This is a genomic window from Streptomyces tauricus (assembly GCF_014650955.1).
Lineage (GTDB): Bacteria > Actinomycetota > Actinomycetes > Streptomycetales > Streptomycetaceae > Streptomyces > Streptomyces tauricus.
On the sequence record NZ_BMVY01000032.1, the window covers coordinates 85,228 to 103,868 of the forward strand.

Here is an 18,641-nt window from a genome sequence, read left to right on the forward strand (position 1 = left end):
CCCTCCGGGCGGACGACACGAAGGCGACGACAGACCCCGGGCCGGGGACACCCACTCGCGGAGCGATGCGGCCGGGCGAGGCCGCACGCCGGAAGGCCTCACCCCAGGGACAAAGACCCGAGCCGCTCGACGGCCAGGGATCCGTTACGCACATCCAGGAGGACCCGGTGGGTCACCAGATCTCGCGCAGAACCCTGTTCCGCTCCGCGAGCGGCATCGCAGTCGCCGGCGCGCTCGGCACCTCGCTGAGCGCCTGCAGCGGAGGCACCGGCGCCGGCAGCACCAGCAGCGACCTGACCATGATCTGGTGGGGCAGCGACGACCGGCACGCGGCCTACAAGAAGGTGCTGGCCGCCTTCCAGAAGAAGAACCCGAAGATCAAGATAAGGCCGACCTACTCCGGCTACGACGGGTACTTCGACAAGTTCAACACCAACATCGCCGGCGGCAGCGCCCCCGACCTGCTGCAGATGGACACCGCGCTGGTCGCCCAGTACGCCCGCAAGGGTGTCCTCGCCCCGATCGACTCGTACGTCGGCAAGAGCCTGGACCTCACCGGCTTCTCCAAGACGCTCCTCGCCGCCGGCACCGTCGACGGCAAGCTGTACGGAGTCCCGTCCGGCATCGGCGTCAACCAGCTCACCGTCAACCGCAGCGGTCTGGAGAAGCTCGGCCTCGAACTGCCCGACCGCGAGTGGACCTGGGCCGACCTGAAGAAGATCTCGACGGACGTCCACAAGAAGAGCGGCGGCAAGATCTACGGCGTCGACGACGGGGGCGGCTCCACCCTCCAGTGTTTCGAGGTCTTCGCGCGGGAGAAGGGCGAGACCTTCTTCACCGAGGACGGCAAGAAGCTCGGCTTCACCGCCGACACCCTCCAGGAGTGGTGGGAGTACTGGGCAGGGATGCGCAAGGCCAACGCCTCTCCGCCGCCGGCGATCACCTCCGCCGCGCACAACGACCTCACCAAGAACGCGGTCGTCATCGGCAAGGCGCTGTTCACCTTCGACTCCGGCGTCTACGGGGCGGGCGGCTCCATCACCGACGCGCAGCTCGACTTCCTGCCCACGCCGCGGGGCGACTTCTCCGGAGCCCGCGAGGGCAACTTCGTCAACGGCGGTGTGCTGCTGAGTGCGACGAAGGCGAGCAAGAAGGTCGCCGACTCGGTGAAGATCATGTCGTACTTCGCCCAGGACGCCACCGCGATCAAGGACATGCAGCTGCTGCGGGGGATCCCGCCGACGGAGAAGGCGCGCGAGCTGATCGCCTCGGGGCTGACCGAGACGGACAAGCTGAACATGGCCAACGCGGACTACATCGCGCAGCGGGTCGGCAAGGCGAGCGACGCGCTGGCGGCGCCCGCGCCTCCGCCGCAGGGGGCCGACCAGGTGTGGGACCTGTTGTTCCAGTCGAACCTGGCGGTGGCCTTCGGCAAGAAGTCGATCAAGGCGCAACTCGGCGCGTTCTTCGACCAGTCGGCCGGGATTCTCGAAGGGTGACGCTCCGCTGGGGGTGGCGGCGCTTTTGGTGCGGGTCCGCTGTGGCTGGCCGCGCAGTTCCCCGCGCCCCTAAAAGACTGCGCAGTTCCCCGCGCCCCTAGAGACTGCGCAGTTCCCCGCGCCCCTGAGGTGCTGTGCCCGTGCCCCCTAAAGGCGCTGGTGCCCGCGCCCCTGTGAGCGCTGAGGCCCGCCCCTCGAAGGCGCTGGAGCCGGGGCGGGCTTGGTGAGGTGCGGCTCAGCCTTCGCCGTACGACAGCATGATGCGAGAGGGTCAGGGAGAAATGAGCATGACCGTTGCGAAGAGTGACGCGGGTGCCGGGGAGCAGGCTGCTTCCGTCACCCCGTCCGACCAGCGGGAGCGTGACCGGATGCGCCGCCGCCTCGCCAGACGGCGGGGCGGGGGCTGGTGGCCGTACGCCTTCCTGGCCCCCTGGTTCATCGGCCTGTTCGGGCTGACGATCTATCCGATGCTGGACTCGCTGTATCTGTCCTTCACCGACTTCGACCTGCTGACGCCCGCGCAGTGGGTCGGAGTGGACAACTACGACAAGATGTTCACCGAGGACCCGGTCTTCTGGGACTCGGTGCACGCCACGCTGCTGTACGTCGTCGTCTCCGTACCGCTGAAGCTGGCACTCGCCCTCGGTGTGGCCATGCTCCTCAACCGCGACCTGCGGGGCATCGGCCTGTACCGGGCCGCCTTCTATCTGCCGTCCCTGCTCGGCGGCGCGGTGGCCATCGCCATCGTGTGGCGGCAGGTCTTCGGCGGCGACGGCCTCTTCAACGACTTCCTCGGCTGGTTCGGCATCGCGGGCCAGGACTGGATCTCCAGCCCCGACACCGCGATCTACACGCTGATCCTGCTGGCCGTCTGGCAGTTCGGCACCCCGATGGTCATCTTCCTCGCCGGCCTCAAGCAACTGCCCAAGGACGTGTACGAGGCCGCCGCCATCGACGGCGTCACACCCGTCACCCGGTTCTTCAGAATCACCCTGCCACTGCTGACACCGATCGTCTTCTTCAACGTCGTCCTGCAGATCATCGACGCGTTCAAGACGTTCACCCCCGCCTTCGTCATCAGCAACGGCTCCGGCGGACCGCTCAACTCGACCATGCTGTACTCCCTCTATCTGTACAAGAAGGGCTTCACAGACCTCCAGATGGGATACGCCTCGGCCCTCGCCTGGGTGCTGTTCCTCGTCATCGCGGGGTTCACGGCGGTCAACTTCATCGCCAGCCGCTACTGGGTCCACTACGACGACTGACGACCGGCCGACGTCCGACGACGACCGGCCGATGTCCGAGCGAGGAGTCCTTCATCCCATGTCCGCCATCACCCCGACCCGGCCCTCGAAGGCGCCGCCGCACAACGCGAAGCGTCCGCTGCGGAAGCTGCGTTCGGCCACCGGATCGCGCCGCATCTTCATCCACACCGTGCTCGTCGGCGTGGCGATCGTCATGCTCTACCCGCTGCTGTGGATGCTGAGCAGCTCGCTCAAGCCCGACACCGAGATCTTCACCCAGCCGGGGCTCATCCCCAGCTCGCTGCGCCCCGAGAACTACTCCGAGGGGTGGAGCGGTTCCGGCAACTCCTTCTCCCTCTACATCACCAACTCGCTGATCGTCACGATCGGCGCGGTGATCGGGAACGTCATCTCCTGCTCGCTGGCCGCCTACGCCTTCGCGCGCTTCGAGTTCCGCGGCAAGAAGATCTGGTTCGGCCTGATGCTCGGCACGCTCATGCTGCCGACCCAGGCCGTCCTGATCCCGCAGTACACGATCTTCTACAACCTGACCTGGATCAACACGTTCCTGCCGCTGATCGTGCCCAAGTTCCTCGCGGTGGACGCCTTCTTCATCTTCCTGATGGTTCAGTTCATCCGGTCCATCCCCCGCGAGCTGGACCAGGCGGCCATGATGGACGGCGCCAACCCCTTCCAGATCTACTGGAAGATCATCCTGCCCCTGATGAAACCGGCGCTCATCACCACCACGATCTTCACCTTCATCTGGACCTACGACGACTTCCTCCACCAGCTCGTCTACCTCCAGCAGAACGACAAGTTCACCGTCCCCCTCGGCCTGACCCTGTTCCTGGACCAGACGAGCGGCTCCTCGTACGGCGCGATGTTCGCCATGTCGACGCTCGCTCTGCTGCCCACCCTCATCTGCTTCCTGATCTTCCAGAAGCGGCTCGTGGAAGGCCTGGCCACCTCCGGTATGAAGGGCTAGTACGTGCACCTCCTCCATCAGCGCGGCCCGCTGCACGACCTCGCGGACGACCCGGCCGCGTACGACGCCGCCCTGGCCGGCGTCGCCGAGACGGCACTGGCCCGTCTCACACCCGAGGGCAACCTGGAGAACCCGTCCGCCGGCGACGACATCGGCGACACCTCGCTCGGCATCACGTCCCTGCTCGCGCTCGCCTGGCACCGCACCAAGGACCCGCGCCTGCCGGAGGCCGTCCGCCGCAGCCTCCGCTTCCATCTGCGCGAGCGCGTCTTCACCGAGGACAACCCCGGCTACCCGAACCTGACGGCACGCGACTCCGGTCTCCCGTACGCCCGTTACGTGCTGGCGCCCGGCGCGCACCCCATCGGCGACTGGCCGAGCACCGTGTGGGCGCTGCTCCAGGCGGTCAACGTCCTCGACGCATCGGACGGGCTCGTCGACGACGAGCAGTACCGCGAACTCCTGGGCGTGGCGGGCGGATACTGGCGCTGGCTGACCGAGGCCACGGTCTTCAACCCGCAGGACGCCGCGAACCAGGCCATCGGCTGTGTGGTCGGCGGGCTGATGCTCGCCCGCCATCTCCCGTCCGAGGAGGGTGGGGTGCTCCGCGCGCGGGCCATGCGGTTGTACCTCGACGAGATCCGGGACCGGCGCGTACGGGACCGGGGGGCGCTGTTGCCTCCCGAGCACGGTGGCGCGTACGACAACAACTACGGGCCCATCTCCCTGTCCTTCCTCGCCCAGGCCCACCGGGTCAGCGGCGAGGAGGTCTTCGCCCAGGACGGCGACACGCTCGCCCGCTACATCGACGCGCGGGTCTGCGGAAGCGGCTTCGACATCGGCGGCCCGCGCTACAGCGAACAGCACTCAGCCTTCGAATCCGTCCTCGGACTGCGGTACTTCGGCCGCCGGATCGGCGCCGACATCGGCCGGTACGCCGGGGACTCGCGCTGGGGCCGGCACGCGGTCGGCGCCGACGGGGGCGTGGACGGGCACTTCGCGTTCATGCTCGTCTGGCAGATCCAGGACACCCCCGGCTGGCACCGCGCCCCGAGCTCGGTTCCCGCCTGCCACCAACTGCGCTCCGGCACGGTCACGGTGTCGTTCGACGACCGGATGACCCCCTCGGTGATCGAGGCGGGCGGTACGGCGCTCATCGCGGCCGCCGTCAACCGGCAGCACGGCTTCGGGCCCGTCGTCGGCCCGGCCGCGGACGGTTTCCTGCTGTGCCGTCCGATGGGTGCGGTGCGGGTCGCCGACCATCGTGTCGGCGGGCTCGCGGCCAAGCTCGTGACCAAGCCCGTCGTCGGGCGGGACCATGTGCTGCGGCACGTGCGGTCGTTGTACGTCACGGACGGGACGCGGCTGTGGATGACCGTGATCGTCGAACGGCTGCCCGGGGAGCGGTACTTGCTCGCGGGAATGCCGTATGTCGCCGCCGACGGCGACCGGTTCCGGCGGGTGGCCGACTTCCCGCTCGTCGTGGCGGACGGTGAGCTGCGGTTGACGCATCCCGCGGCGGGGAGTCCGGACTCCTTCGACGCGCGCGGTGAACTCACCCAGCAGGAGGCCGCGTTCGCGCTGGCCGCGGATCCTCGGGGGTATGGGGATCCTGATGCCGGGTGGCGGCATGTGCGGACCACCAGTGCGCTGGAGGTCGGGCCTTCGACGGGGGCGCCCGAGGGGCTCGATGTGTTCGCCGTGCGGTACGGAGCTGTGGCTGCCGAGCCGTTCGATGTGGTGTGTGAGTGGGGGGAGTCGGAGGGGGAGGGGCTTGTTGTGCGGGCGGGGGGTTTCACCGCGGTGTTGGGGGGCGCGGGTGCGGATGGGGAGCCGGGGCTCACGGTGTCCGTCGGGGGGAGCTGACCCCGGGGGCCGGGTGGGGGCGGAGGGGGTTTCGCCCCCTCCGCCCCCACCCGGCCCCGTCAACGAATCGGGGGCTCTGCCCCCGGGCCCCCGCTCCTCAAACGCCGGAGGGGCTGGATTAACCCCCCGCGGCGCTGAGTTGGACGTCGTAGGGGAGGGGCTGAGTTAGACGCCCGTCGGGCTCAGTACGTCCGGGGACTTCTGGGGGGTTCGGTCGCCCAGGTGTTCCGTCGGGGTCTTGTGTGTTTCGCGGGCCGTCAGGGCCGCGATCACCGGGGGGACGCACAGTGCGGCTGTGAACAAGGCCACGGACAGCCAGTCGTCGCCGTCCGGGCCCGCGATCTGCGCGGCGAACGTCACCGCGAAACCGGCGATCGCGAAGCCGATCTGCGTGCCGATGGCCATGCCCGACAGCCGGACCCTGGTGGAGAACATCTCTCCGTAGAAGGACGGCCAGACACCGTTCGCGGCGCTGTAGACGACACCGAACGTGAGGATGCCGAGGACCAGGACCAGCGGGTAGGAGCCCGTGGAGATGGCCCACAGGTAGAGGAACATCAGTACGCCGCTGCCCGCGGCGCCGATCAGGAAGACCGGGCGGCGGCCGATGCGGTCGGACAGGGTGGCCCACAGCGGGATCGCGCCCAGTGCGACGAGGTTGGCCAGCGCGCCCACCCACAGCATCGACGTGCGGTCCATACCGACCGAGTCGCTGGTCGCGTACGCCAGCGCCCACACCGTGAAGATCGTGCTGACCGAGGCGACGAGAGCGGCCGCGACCACCCGCAGGACGTCCGCCCAGTGCTCGCGCATCAGCACGGCCAGCGGCATCTTCGCGACGCCCTCGGTGGCGGCCTGCTGGGTGAAGGTCGGCGTCTCCTGGAGGGTGCGGCGGATCACGTAACCGACGACCGCCACCGCGATGCTCATCCAGAACGGGATGCGCCAGCCCCAGGCGAGCAACTGGTCCTCGGGCATCGCGGCGACCGGGATGAACACCAGCGTGGCGAGCAGCTGGCCGCCCTGGGTGCCGCTGAGCGTGAAGCTCGTGAAGAAGCCGCGCCTGTCCGGTGGCGCGTGTTCCAGGGACATGGAGTTGGCGCTCGCCTGCTCGCCGGCCGCCGAGATGCCTTGCAGGATCCGGCACAGGACCAGCAGCACGGGGGCCAGGGTGCCGACCTGGTCGCGCGTCGGCAGGCAGCCGATGAGGAACGTCGAGACACCCATCAGGATCAGCGTGAAGACCATGATCTTCTTGCGGCCGACCTTGTCGCCGAAGTGTCCGAGGAACAGCGCCCCGACCGGGCGGGCCGCGTACGCGACCCCGAACGTGGCCAGTGACAGCAGGGTCGCCGTGGCCGGGTCGGACTCGTCGAAGAAGACATCCGGGAAGATCAGCGCTGCCGCGCTCCCGTAGATGAAGAAGTCGTAGTACTCCAGCGCGCTGCCGATCCAGGCGGCTGTCGCGGCCTTCCTCGGCTGGCCGGGCGGCGCGTCGTGGGGTGCTGCGGGGACGGACACGGCGGTGCTCCTTCGGGGGAACTCCAACGTAGGCGGAGTGAGCGGGAGGAGGGCGATGAGCGGAACGAGCGGATGAGCTGAGCAGAGGGGAGAAGCGGCGGATCCCCGGGGTGGTGGGACGGCCGCGCCGGGATGCTGCCCGGTTAATTAACCCACTGGGTAGTTAGTAGTGGCTGGCTACGGATGTTGCGCTCACGTTTCCCGGGTGTCAAGAGGTCGTGCCGAAGGATCTTGGGGCTGCCGGGGCTGCCGGGGCTGCTCAGCCGGTCGCGCGGTCCGCCGTCAGGTAGGCGATGACCATGTCGCCGAGCATGCTCCGGTAGTGCTCGCGCTGCGCGGGGTCGACCAGGTCGCGGCCGAACAGGGCGCCGAAGGTGTGCCGGTTGGCGACCCGGAAGAAACAGTACGAACTGATCATCGCGTGCAGGTCCACGGCGTCGACGTCGGCCGTGAACAGGCCCGACTCCCGCCCCGACTCCAGGATGCGGCGGATCACGTCGAGCGCGGGCGAGCCGATCCTGCCGAGCTTCTCGGAGCCGGCGATGTGCTCGGCCCCGTGGATGTTCTCGATGCTGACCAGCCGGATGAAGTCCGGGTGCGCCTCGTGGTGGTCGAAGGTCAGCTCGGCCAGCCGCCTGATGGCCGCGACCGGGTCGAGATGCTCGACGTCCAGCCCCTGCTCCGCCTCCCGGATGACGCCGTACGACCGCTCCAGCACGGCGGTGAACAGCTGCTCCTTGCCGCCGAAGTAGTAATAGATCATCCGCTTAGTGGTCCGGGTGCGGGCGGCGATCTCGTCGACCCTGGCCCCGTCGTAGCCGGCCCGGGCGAACTCCTGGGTCGCCACGTCGAGGATCTCGGCCCTCGTGCGGGCGGCGTCACGGATGCGTCCGTTCGGCCTTGCCGGTTCTTCGACGCTGGTCATCGGGTTCCTTCGGTTCCTTCCGGCTCTTTCGGGTTCTCCCGGGCGAAGCCGGTGCCCGCGATTGTAGAAGCAGGGGCCGTCGTGTCGCTCAGGAGTCCGCCGGGCCTTCCCGTGGCTACGCGATGCTGGTATAGCTAACGTACTGGTTCGTACATTAGTGAGCTGCTCGGGAGGTCCGTCGTGGTCGCCGTGGTCAAGGACTCGTATCTCGTCGGACTGATCGGCGCGGGCATCGGCCCCTCGCTCAGCCCGGCCCTGCACGAGCGGGAGGCCGACCGGCAGGGCCTGCGGTATCTGTACCGGCTCATCGACATCGACGCGCTCGGTGTCGCGCCGGAGGCGGTGGGGGACCTGGTACGGGCCGCCCGCGACCTGGGCTTCGACGGGCTGAACATCACCCACCCCTGCAAGCAGCTCGTCATCGAGCACCTGGACGGGCTCGCCCCGCAGGCCGAGGCGCTCGGCGCGGTGAACACCGTCGTCTTCGACGGCGGCGGGCGCGCGATCGGACACAACACGGACGTCACCGGCTTCGCCGCGTCCTTTGCGCGCGGGCTGCCCGACGCCCGGCTGGAGCGGGTGGTGCAGCTGGGCGCGGGAGGAGCGGGGGCGGCCGTCGCGCACGCCCTGCTGACGCTCGGGGCGGGGTCCGTCACCGTGGTGGACGCGCTGCCGGACCGGGCCGCTTCGCTGGCCGCCGGGCTGAACCGGCAGTTCGGGGCGGGGCGGGCGGACGCGGGTGGTCCGGAGCGGTTGGCCGCGCTGCTCGCCGGGGCCGACGGTGTCGTGCACGCCACGCCCACGGGGATGGCCGCGCATCCCGGGCTGCCGTTCGCGGTGGAGTTGCTGCGGCCGTCGTTGTGGGTGGCCGAGGTGGTCTACCGGCCGCTGGAGACGGAGTTGCTGCGGGTCGCGCGGGGGGTGGGGTGTGCGGTGCTCGACGGCGGGGGGATGGCTGTTTTCCAGGCCGCGGACGCGTTCCGGCTGTTCACGGGGAGGGAGGCGGACGCTTCGCGGATGCTGGTGGACATCTCCGAACTGGCCGGATCCCTCCGGGCGGGCACGTGAGGGGGAGCTGGGCGCACAGTTCCCCGCGCCCCTCAAGGCGAGAGACTGCGCCGTTCCCCGCACCCCTGAAAGCACAAGATCGCGCCGTTCCCCGCGCCCCTGAAAGCACAAGACTGCGCCGTTCCCCGCGCCCCTAGGTGCAGGCGGACCATGTCGAGACCGAGGAGTTGCACTGTGCGTACGTCCATTGCCACCGTTTCTCTCAGTGGGGCTCTCACCGAGAAGCTCACCGCTGCCGCTCGGGCCGGGTTCGACGGGGTCGAGGTTTTTGAGAACGATCTGCTGGCCAGTCCTCTCGCGCCGGAGGAGATCCGCGCCCGGTGTGCCGATCTCGGGCTGAGCATCGACCTCTATCAGCCGATGCGTGACATCGAGGCCGTGCCGCAGGACGAGTTCCAGCGCAATCTGCGCCGGGCCGAGCACAAGTTCCGGCTCATGGAGCGGCTCGGCGCGGACACCGTCCTGGTGTGCTCCAGCGTCTCCCCCCTCGCCGTCGACGACGACGCGCTCGCCGCCTTCCACCTGCGCCGCCTCGCCGAACTCGCCGACGGCTTCGGCATCCGCGTCGCCTACGAGGCGCTGGCGTGGGGCCGGCACGTCAGCACGTACGACCACGCCTGGCGCATCGTCGAAGCCGCCGACCACCCGGCGCTCGGCACCTGTCTGGACAGTTTCCACATCCTCGCCCGCAGCTCCGATCCCAAGGACGTCGAGGGCATCGCGGACATCCCCGGCGAGAAGATCTTCTTCCTCCAACTGGCCGACGCCCCGCTGATGGCGATGGACGTCCTGCAGTGGAGCCGCCACTACCGCTGCTTCCCCGGACAGGGCGGCTTCGACATCGCCGGGCTCGTCCGGCAGGTGATCAAGGCCGGATATCAGGGGCCGCTCTCCCTCGAAGTCTTCAACGACGTGTTCCGGCAGGCGGAGGCCGGGCCGACCGCCGTCGACGCGCAGCGCTCGCTCCTCGTCCTCCAGGAGAGCGTCGGCCTCACCGCGCCGCCCGCGCCCGTCGTACCGACCGGCATCGCCTTCGCCGAACTGGTCAGCCCCGACGTCGAACCGGTCTCGGAACTCCTCGAAGCACTCGGCTTCGCCCGGACCGCCCGGCACCGCGGCAAGCCCGTCGACCTGTGGCAGCAGGGCGAGGCCCGGGTGCTGCTCAACACCGGTCCGGGCGCCCGCCGTGACGGTACGCAACTCGCCGCCGTAGGGCTGGAATCACCGGACCCGGCGGGCGCGGCCCGGCGTGCCGAATCACTGCTCGCCCCCGTGCTGCCGCGCCGCCGCACCCCCGAGGACGTGCCCCTGGACGCCGTTGCCGCGCCCGACGGCACGGAACTCTTCTTCTGCGCCACCGGCCGCCCCGGACTGCCCGACTGGACAAGGGACTTCGAGCCCGTCGGACAGCCGGCGCCCGCCGACGGCGGCATCCGGCGCATCGACCACCTGGCCCTGACCCAGCCCTGGCACCAGTTCGACGAGGCCGCGCTCTTCCACCGCAGCGTTCTGGGGCTCGGCGCCCTGGAGAGCGTGGACGTCGCCGACCCGTACGGGCTGCTGCGCAGCCGTGCCGTCACCAACGCCGACGGCAGTGTCCGTATCGCCCTCGGTGTCGGCCCGGCCCCCAGCGCCGACGACGGTGACCGCGCCCAGCACATCGCGCTCGCCACCGACGACCTCGTGGCGGCGGCCCGCCGCTTCCGTGCCGCGGGCGGCCGGCTGCTGACCATCCCCGCCAACTACTACGACGACCTCGCGGCCAAGTACGAGTTCGAGGAAGGGGAGTTGGAGACCTACCGCGAACTCGGCATCCTCTACGACCGGGACGCGGACGGCGCCTTCCGCCACTGCTACACGGAGACGATCGGCCGGGTCTTCTTCGAACTGGTCCAGCGCGACGCGGGCTACCGCGGTTACGGCGCGCAGAACGCCCCGGTGCGGCTGGCGGCGCAGCACGTACGGAGGCCCGTGCGCTGAGCCGGCGGCACGGCCCTTCGCGGGTCCGGATGTCCGGAATTTTGGCTGACGCCCCGTTCCGAACCTGGTGAGACTGGCAGGCGCACACCCCCGACAGGCACGAGCAGCGGAGGCGGACCGCCATGCCGAACGGAGCGCAGACCCTGGTGGAAGGCCTCGTGGACGCGGGCGTCGACGTGTGCTTCGCCAACCCCGGTACCTCCGAGATGCACTTCGTGGCCGCCCTGGACGAGGTGCCGCGTCTGCGCGGAGTGCTCTGCCTCTTCGAAGGCGTGGCCACGGGAGCCGCCGACGGCTACGGGCGCATGGCCGGCAAACCCGCCTCCACACTGCTGCACCTGGGCCCCGGACTCGCCAACGGCCTGGCCAACCTGCACAACGCCCGCCGCGCCGGCACCCCCGTCGTGAACGTCGTCGGTGACCACGCCCTGCACCACAAACGGCTGGACGCGCCCCTGGAGTCCGACATCGGGTCCCTCGCGCGCACCGTCTCCGGCTGGACCCGGCGTACGTATCGCGCCACCGACCTCGCGAGCGACGTGACCGAGGCCGTCGCCGCCGCGTACGGGCCGCCCGGCTCGGTGGCGACCCTGCTGGTGCCCGCCGACGTGTCCTGGTCGGAGGCGGGCAAGTCAGGTCAGCCGCAGGTCAGGACCGGGCCGCGCCCCGGGGCCGTGTCCGCGGCGGCCGTCGAGGAGGCGGCCGGGGCGCTGCGCTCCACCGAGCCCGCCGTGCTGCTCCTCGGCGGCGCGGCGACACACGGGCGCGGGCTGCGCGCCGCCGCCCGGATCGCCGCCGCGACCGGCGCCCGGCTGCTGTGCGAGACCTTCCCGGCCCGGCTGGAACGCGGCGCGGGACTGCCCGCGGTCAGCAGGCTCGCCTACCGGGAGGCGGACGCCTCCGCCCAACTGGCGGGCACACGACTGCTGTTGCTCGCCGGGACGGCCGAGCCGGTGACGTTCTTCGCCTACCCGGGGCAGAGCGGCCGGATCGTCCCGGACGGCTGCCGGGTACTGTCGGCGGCCACCGGGACAGAGGACGTCACGGCCGCGCTGGAGGCACTCGCGGACCTCCTGAAAAGTGCCGTGACCCCGATACCGCAGGCGCCCCTCCGGCCCGAGCGGCCCACCGGGGCGCTGACCGGGGAGAGCGCCGCCGCGGCGATCGGCGCGCTGCTCCCGGAACACGCGATCGTCGTCGACGAGGCGAACACCTCGGGCATCTGGCTGCCCGCAGCGACGGCGGGTGCCCCGCCCCACGACTGGCTCAGCCTCACCGGCGGAGCCATCGGACAGGGACTGCCCGCGGCCGTCGGCGCCGCACTCGCCGCGCCCGACCGGCCCGTGCTGGCCCTGGAGGCGGACGGCAGCGCCATGTACACCCTTCAGGCCCTGTGGACCATGGCCCGCGAGCAGCTCGACGTCACCACCGTGCTCTTCGACAACCGCTCGTACTCGGTCCTCAACCTGGAGCTCCGGTCCGTCGGCGCGACCGCCGCGGGTCCCCGGGCCACCGATCTGCTCGACCTGTCCCGTCCCGACCTGGACTTCGTGTCCCTGGCCCGCGGTATGGGCGTACCCGCCGAACGGGCCGTCACCGCCGAGCAGTTCGCCGTACTGCTGGACCGGGCCCTGGAGGAGCCCGGTCCCTGTCTCATCGAATGCGTCGTACCACCGCTGGCGTGACCCTGCGACGCGGGAGGGCTCAACCGTCCCAGACGCCGGGGTGGTCGCGGTGCGCCGACGTCAGACCGTTCACGAAGAAGCGGTCGTAGTACTCCTCCTCGACGTGATGCGCCTGCAGCCAGACCCCCGGCACATGGATGGCGTCCGTGTGCGCCGGGAACCGCCGGTGCGTCTCGATGACGTACTCGCACACGTCCCGGGCGCAGTCGACGACCCGTGTCTCGTACTCACTGGCCTCGGCGAGATAGCGCTGGCCGTAGTCCTCCTTGTAGATCCGGGTGAAGACGTCCTTGTCCGTGTAGGTGCCGCCGGGCCCGAACTTCGCCTGGATGATCGCGTCCACGGCCGCCGACATCGACGGGTACGCGGGCGGGCAGGCCGCCTCGATCAGCGGCTCGCCCTCGGGGGAGGTGAGCCCCACCGGGTGCGAGCGCAGGTTCGCGTACTTGGGCAGCGGTACGTGCCAGCGCCACACGTCGGCGAGCCGCCAGCGCGGGGTGACGAAGGTGAAGCCGAGCATCCTGCCGTACGCCCGCGAGTACTTCGGGTCGCCCAGGGCGATCAGCGGGTTGATCGAGGCGTGGATCCAGGCGCCCAGCCCCATCCCCTCGGCCGTGAGCATCAGGTTCTGCAGGAGCAGGTCCGCCTCGATCTGGGTGCGCATCGGGCCGAGCGCGCCCAGCGGCAGCTTCAGGTCGCCGTTCAGGAATCCGTTGCGCACCCACTTCCGTACCCCGGCGGGGCGGTAGAAGTTGCGGTCGTCGACGAAGGTCGGGCGGGCCCCGTCCGGCTGCGTGAGCAGGTACATCAGCGCGTTGACGTACTGGTGGGACAGGTCGACCACCGGCAGGAACAGCGTCGTGCCGGGCAGGTTGGACAGGAACCGGTTCGAGTCGAGGTACGCCGGGAAGTCGCGCATCCCCTCGGCGACGTCGAGCCGGTGGTCCAGGACCCGCACCTTGGCCTGCTGGGCCCTGGCGACCAGCGTGGCGGCGTCGAAGGGCTCGTGCGGTGCGGGCTCCAGTTTGCGCAGATAGTACGTACCCGAGTCGTTGATCATGAAGAAGTGGGTGCCCTGCGCGTTGTCCGGGCTGCCCGCGGTCCGGCCCGCCATCGTGAGGTTGGGCTTGGCCATGATGGGCTTGCCGTCGCGCGGATCGTCGAAGGGCCGGTCCGGCATGGTCAGCCCGGTGGCACCCGTCAGCGCGATCAGTACCGCCTCCTCCAGCTCCGACAGCGGCTGCGGCGGGTGCTCGGAGCGGTGGCTCATGGACCCGGCCGGCACCGACGCGCCCCGGCTGACCCGGTGGGTGCGGCGGCGCCAGAGGGTCTCCAGGAGAGGCCGCGCCAGCAGGTCGTCGAGCCCCGGGTGTCCGGAGCGCCGCTCAGCCCGGCTCACCGTTGCCTCCGCTGTCGTGGTCGTTGCCGTCGTCCGTCGGGCGGACCGCCCGCCAGGGCGCGAAGGCGCTCGCGTCGCGGGGCAGCAGCGCGGCCAGCTCCGGGCAGTGCCGCAGGATGACGGAGTCCATACCGCCCTTCTCGACCCAGTCGATGCCGAGCGGTGTGTAGACCTCGGGCCGGTAGTCGACGGTCAGGAAGCGGTCGCTCTGCAGACGCCGCGTCGCCATCAGGATGAAGATGCGGAAGGCCGTGTCGCTGAAGCCGAAGCCCGTCGGCGGGTTCTCGGCGAACAGGCCCACCACCGTGTCGATCTCGTCGACCGAGCGGTACACCTCCTTGAGCCGCGCCAGCGACTCGGTGCTCTGCGTCAGCTCCTCGAAGGAGCGGATCCGCTGCTTGTGCAGCCCCTCGCGGAAGTCGTTGTAGCGCGGCACACCACGCCGCCGGGTCCGTACGAGGTCCACCACCGACAGGTCGATGATCTCGCCGTCCCGCTCGAACTGCTGCAGCGCGCGCGGGTAGTTGTGCAGGGTGATCGCGCCGGGATGCGCGATCCCGAACGAGTACAGGGCGTTCACGAGTCCCGTCTTGCGGATCTGCGACTCGGCCGCGCCGCCCTGGATGTCCATGAAGCCGACCGTTTCGAGACGCTGCCCGAAGTGGTGCTCGCGCAGTTCGAAGTCGTCGGGGACCAGCGGGTGCATCCGGTACACCGTGACGAAGTCCTCGGTCAGCGAGTACGGCGTCCCGTGGTGGTCCGGCACGGTCCGGGGAATGCCCTGGAGCGAGTGCGCCTCCAGCAGCCACAGGCCCAGCTGGTTCAGCCAGTTCCTCGGCGGGCCCTGCCAGTTGGTCTTCAGACCGATGTCGATCGCCTTCGTCGCGAGGATCGCCGGGGTCCACTCCACCGTGTGTATCTTCGCGATGAGCGCGGAGACCACGAGGCGGGCCGTGTGGTAGATCCGCTCCTCACGCATCGACGGGTACTCGGCGCGCAGCGCGTCACAGACCGCGTTGTGCTCCCGTGCGAACAGGGTGTGCATCGCGCTGAGGCCCATCCACCAGCTCTCGTTGAACCCGGTGAGCGGGACGCCGTTCTGCGCGCCCGGCAAGTGGCCGTCCTCCAGGCGGAGTTTGGCGCCGCCGTCGGGCTCCCGCAGGAAGCGGGCGGTCTCCTCGTCGCCGCCGTACACCTCGGAGCCGTCCCACCAGTGCGAGGCCATGTTCCCGAACAGGATCGGCGGCCGGTTGCCGGGCTGTTCCAGCCCCTCGTTGTCGGTGAACCGCATCACGTTCTCCGCCGACCCGCCCGGCGTGTTGTACCAGGGGTCGCTGCCGGGCGGCAGGGGCACCTCGACCGACGGGCCGCCCGCCGGGTACCGCCGGTGGTTGACCCAGTCGTGCACCTGGAACTGGATCCAGGCCGCCGCCAGCACATTGAGCGAGGTCGCGGGCAGGAAGCTGTCCCGCCGCAGCAGCTGACGGCTGACCGTGACCGGGTTGGGCGTGTCGAACTGGTCGGGCCGGTAGTCCGGTTTCAGGTTCCGTCCGAAGGCCGCGCCCACGGCCCCCATCCTCGGCTCGGACAGATCGTTGTACGAGCCGTCGTACGAGCGCTCGGTGCGCAGCCGCTCCTCGATCGGCCGCGGTACGGGCTGCGCCTTGGGCGGGGCCTCGCGCACCTCGGTGTCGATCAGGTTGAACCGGCGCAGCACCTTCCGCAGGAACACCAGGTTCAGCAGGCTCAGCTGCAACGGCAGCCGGTGCCAGGGCACATACCGGTTCAGCCGCGTCAGCACGGCGCCGACGGGTCGGCCGATGATCCGGTTGCGCAGCGGCTCCTCGGTGACGAAGCGCAGCCCGAGCCGGTGCGCGCCGCTCGCCTGATAGGCGGCCTTGCGGGCCCGGTTGAGATTGCCCAGGGGACGGAAGTCGTCGGTGGTGTACCAGGGGTTGAACACCAGGTCTTCCACCCGCCGGGCCGCCGCCCGCGCCTCGGCCTCGTCCACGTCCTGGCTCGGTACGGTGAGCCGGGCCACCGCGATCGGCGGCGAGACGGCGTCCTTCCACTCCACCGAGGTGTCCTCGACCGGGGTGCGCAACTCGTCCACGTACCGCTGCACACACAGCTCGAAGGACACGTCGGCCGAAGCGAGCCGACGGGCCAGCTCATGGTGCAGGAAGTCGGGGTCGCGCCGGTCGGGCGGCGGGGCCGGAGGTGTGCCGGCCGCGGGGCGCAGCAGATAGCGCACCGGTCCCGCCTCGCCCCAGAGCATCGCCCCGCGGCTCCAGTACGTCTGCGTGGCGAGGGAGGTGACGGTCTGGCGGGTGGCCGCCTGGACATTGCGCCGCATCCGCGTGGCGGTCTCGAACCCGACCGCCAGCGGGAGCTTCACGAGGAGCCCGAACGCCTTCTGGAGCGGGTTGCGGGCGCCCGCCATGGCCTTGGCGAAGGCCACGAACTCGCGGGCGTCACGGGCGTGGGACACCGGGTAGCTCGTGGCGAGCAGGTCGTGGCTCTCCTCGTCCGACACCCGTACGCGCAGGGCCGCGCCCCGCAGGTCGGGGGCGCCGTCGCCCTGCCGGATGCCGCTCGCGTTCGACAGCCGCAGCGTCACCGGATAGTCGGCGCCGGGACGGGCGAAGCCGACGCGCAGGGCGGCGGGCAGATCGTCGTGGAAGCGCAGGCGCGCGTTCTCCACACCGAGTGGGGCCTTGGCGTGGATGGCGCGGGCCGTTCCGCCGCCCCCGGCCCGGCGGTTCTTCACCTGTACTTCCATCAGCTCCCGGGCCAGCCGGTCGAAAACCAGCCGTTCCGCCTCGGGGCTTCCGCCTTCGTAGTGTTCGTACCGCTGCTCGTGCTGCCCGGTCTCGGCCATCGGTCGTTTCCTTCGTACGGAATGAGTACGGATGCGTACGGATGTGTACGGGACAGGGGCCAGCACGCTACCGGTGGGGCGGGGTCGCCGCAGCGGTGGTTCCCGCCGATGCGCGGGGGCTGTCGGTGGGCGGGCGCGTGGCGCGTCCGCGCACGTCGGGGCGTCCGCGGGGCCCTCCGGGACGTCCGCCCGATGTCCCGCGAGGCCCGCGGTCCCACAGCAGCCACAGCCGGTGGGGGCGGGGGTGGCCGGGAGTTTCGCCCCGCCCGCCGGGGGCCGACCGCTGTGCGGACCGGCTGCGGGTGGCGGGGGTTGCCTGCGCAGTTCCCCGCGCCCCTGAAAGCCCCGGGGAGTCTGGGCCGGCCGGATGTGTTGTGCGGCCCGGTGAGGGCTGGCCGCGCAGTTCCCCGCGCCCCTGGCGGTGTCGGGGTTGGGCGGGGTGTGTCGTGCGGCTCGGTGGGGGCTGGCCGCGCAGTTCCCCGCGCCCCTGGCGGTGTCGGGGTTGGGCGGGGTGTGTTGTGCGGGTCGGTGGGGGCTGGCCGCGCAGTTCCCCGTGCCCCTGGCGGTGTCGGGGTTGGGCGGGGTGTGTTGTGCGGCTCGGTGGGGGCTGGCCGCGCAGTTCCCCGCGCCCCTTAGGGCGTAGGGGGTTGGGCGGGGCGGTGGAGGCTGGCTGCGCTGCTTGAGGGCGCGGGGGCCTGTTGCGTTGGTTCTTGTCGGGGCGCAGCCCCTTTTTTAGGGGCGCGGGGAACTGCGCGCTCAGCCCTCACCAACGTGCACAACACATCCCGCCCCAGACCCGTGGCCGCCCGCAGGGCTGACGCGGCGGCCCGGGCGCTACGTCGACGGCCTCGCTCCGCCAGGGGGGAGCGAGGCCGTCGACGTGTTGGGGTCCGGGACGCGGTGGTCTACGGCTTGGCGTTCCATTCCGCGAGGACCGGGCGCCCGTGCTCCAGGGAGAGCCGGCTCACCGTGGCCGTGTCCAGCCGGAACAGCCGCCCGTCCGAGGCGGGCAGCCCGAGCCGGCGGGCGGTCAGGACGCGCAGGAAGTGAGAGTGGGCCACCAGGACCACGTCACCCTCGTCGAGCGCCTTCGCCGCGTGGGCGAGCACCCGGTCGGCACGTTCGCCCACCTCGACGGGCGACTCACCGGTGTGCCCGTCCGGGCCGGGCGGCACCCCGTCGTTCCACAGGTACCAGTCGGGACGGGTGCGGTGGATGTCGACGGTCTTGATGCCTTCGTAGGCCCCGTAGTTCCACTCGTGCAGATCGGGGTCGACGACGGCCCCGGTCAGCCCCGCCAGTTCCGCCGTGCGTATCGCGCGCTGGAGCGGACTGGTGAGCACGAGGGCACAGGACCGCCCGGCGAAGAGCGGGACGAGGGACCTCGCCTGCTCCTCGCCGTGCGGGGTGAGGGGCAGGTCGGTCCAGCTGGTGTGCTGTCCCGACCGGCTCCACTCGGTCTCGCCGTGCCGGACGAGGAGGAGATCGCCCATGATGTCTGCTTCTCCTACTTCGCGGATTCGACGGCGTGGCCGCCGAACTGGTTGCGCAGTGCCGCGATCATCTTCATCTGCGGCGAGTCGTC

Annotated in this window: 12 protein-coding genes and 1 pseudogene; 7 read left to right on the plus strand and 6 right to left on the minus strand. The window is 70.7% G+C overall.

The window, feature by feature from the left end:
• The first annotated feature begins 167 nt into the window (after positions 1-167).
• The 4 genes from IE278_RS33440 to IE278_RS33455 all read left to right on the plus strand — a co-directional run bounded on the left by IE278_RS33440 (position 168) and on the right by IE278_RS33455 (position 5,597).
• Positions 168-1,499, plus strand: coding sequence for an ABC transporter substrate-binding protein (locus IE278_RS33440; protein ID WP_189777793.1), 1,332 nt, complete (start codon positions 168-170; stop codon positions 1,497-1,499).
• Positions 1,500-1,786: 287 nt separating this feature from the next.
• On the plus strand, positions 1,787-2,764 hold the full coding sequence (locus IE278_RS33445) for a carbohydrate ABC transporter permease (protein WP_189777795.1): 978 nt from the start codon (positions 1,787-1,789) through the stop codon (positions 2,762-2,764).
• A gap of 58 nt (positions 2,765-2,822) precedes the next feature.
• The gene (locus IE278_RS33450) at positions 2,823-3,731 is read left to right on the plus strand and encodes a carbohydrate ABC transporter permease (protein WP_189777797.1); all 909 of its coding nucleotides are present in this window, start codon (positions 2,823-2,825) and stop codon (positions 3,729-3,731) included.
• 3 nt (positions 3,732-3,734) lie between these two features.
• The gene (locus tag IE278_RS33455; protein ID WP_189777799.1) at positions 3,735-5,597 is read left to right on the plus strand and encodes a hypothetical protein; all 1,863 of its coding nucleotides are present in this window, start codon (positions 3,735-3,737) and stop codon (positions 5,595-5,597) included.
• A 165-nt stretch (positions 5,598-5,762) separates the two neighbouring features.
• Here the strand turns inward: IE278_RS33455 and IE278_RS33460 are convergent, their stop codons facing one another.
• Together IE278_RS33460 and IE278_RS33465 are read right to left on the minus strand one after the other, a co-directional pair.
• The gene (locus IE278_RS33460) at positions 5,763-7,118 is read right to left on the minus strand and encodes an MFS transporter (RefSeq protein WP_189777801.1); all 1,356 of its coding nucleotides are present in this window, start codon (positions 7,116-7,118) and stop codon (positions 5,763-5,765) included.
• Positions 7,119-7,377: 259 nt separating this feature from the next.
• The gene (locus tag IE278_RS33465) at positions 7,378-8,043 is read right to left on the minus strand and encodes a TetR/AcrR family transcriptional regulator (protein ID WP_189777803.1); all 666 of its coding nucleotides are present in this window, start codon (positions 8,041-8,043) and stop codon (positions 7,378-7,380) included.
• A gap of 189 nt (positions 8,044-8,232) precedes the next feature.
• Here IE278_RS33465 and IE278_RS33470 point away from each other — a divergent pair, with 189 nt between their 5' ends.
• The 3 genes from IE278_RS33470 to IE278_RS33480 all read left to right on the plus strand — a co-directional run bounded on the left by IE278_RS33470 (position 8,233) and on the right by IE278_RS33480 (position 12,776).
• Positions 8,233-9,111: a shikimate dehydrogenase gene (locus tag IE278_RS33470; protein WP_189777840.1), complete on the plus strand. Its 879-nt coding sequence runs from the start codon at positions 8,233-8,235 to the stop codon at positions 9,109-9,111.
• A 174-nt stretch (positions 9,112-9,285) separates the two neighbouring features.
• A complete protein-coding gene (locus IE278_RS33475) occupies positions 9,286-11,091 on the plus strand; it encodes a bifunctional sugar phosphate isomerase/epimerase/4-hydroxyphenylpyruvate dioxygenase family protein (protein ID WP_189777805.1) in 1,806 nt (601 codons plus the stop codon).
• 122 nt (positions 11,092-11,213) lie between these two features.
• A complete protein-coding gene (locus IE278_RS33480; RefSeq protein ID WP_189777807.1) occupies positions 11,214-12,776 on the plus strand; it encodes an acetolactate synthase large subunit in 1,563 nt (520 codons plus the stop codon).
• Between the two features lie 19 nt (positions 12,777-12,795).
• On the opposite strand, the gene IE278_RS33485 is transcribed toward IE278_RS33480, so the two are convergent.
• The 4 genes and pseudogenes from IE278_RS33485 to IE278_RS42540 form a co-directional block, all read right to left on the minus strand.
• Positions 12,796-14,175: a hypothetical protein gene (locus IE278_RS33485; protein ID WP_189777809.1), complete on the minus strand. Its 1,380-nt coding sequence runs from the start codon at positions 14,173-14,175 to the stop codon at positions 12,796-12,798.
• A complete protein-coding gene (locus tag IE278_RS33490) occupies positions 14,162-17,056 on the minus strand; it encodes a peroxidase family protein (RefSeq protein WP_189777811.1) in 2,895 nt (964 codons plus the stop codon). Before IE278_RS33490 ends, IE278_RS33485 begins: the two co-directional genes overlap by 14 nt.
• 905 nt (positions 17,057-17,961) lie before the next feature.
• A complete protein-coding gene (locus IE278_RS33495) occupies positions 17,962-18,549 on the minus strand; it encodes a histidine phosphatase family protein (protein ID WP_189777813.1) in 588 nt (195 codons plus the stop codon).
• Positions 18,550-18,563: 14 nt separating this feature from the next.
• Positions 18,564-18,641, minus strand: a pseudogene (locus IE278_RS42540) (6-phosphogluconate dehydrogenase); the annotation flags it as partial.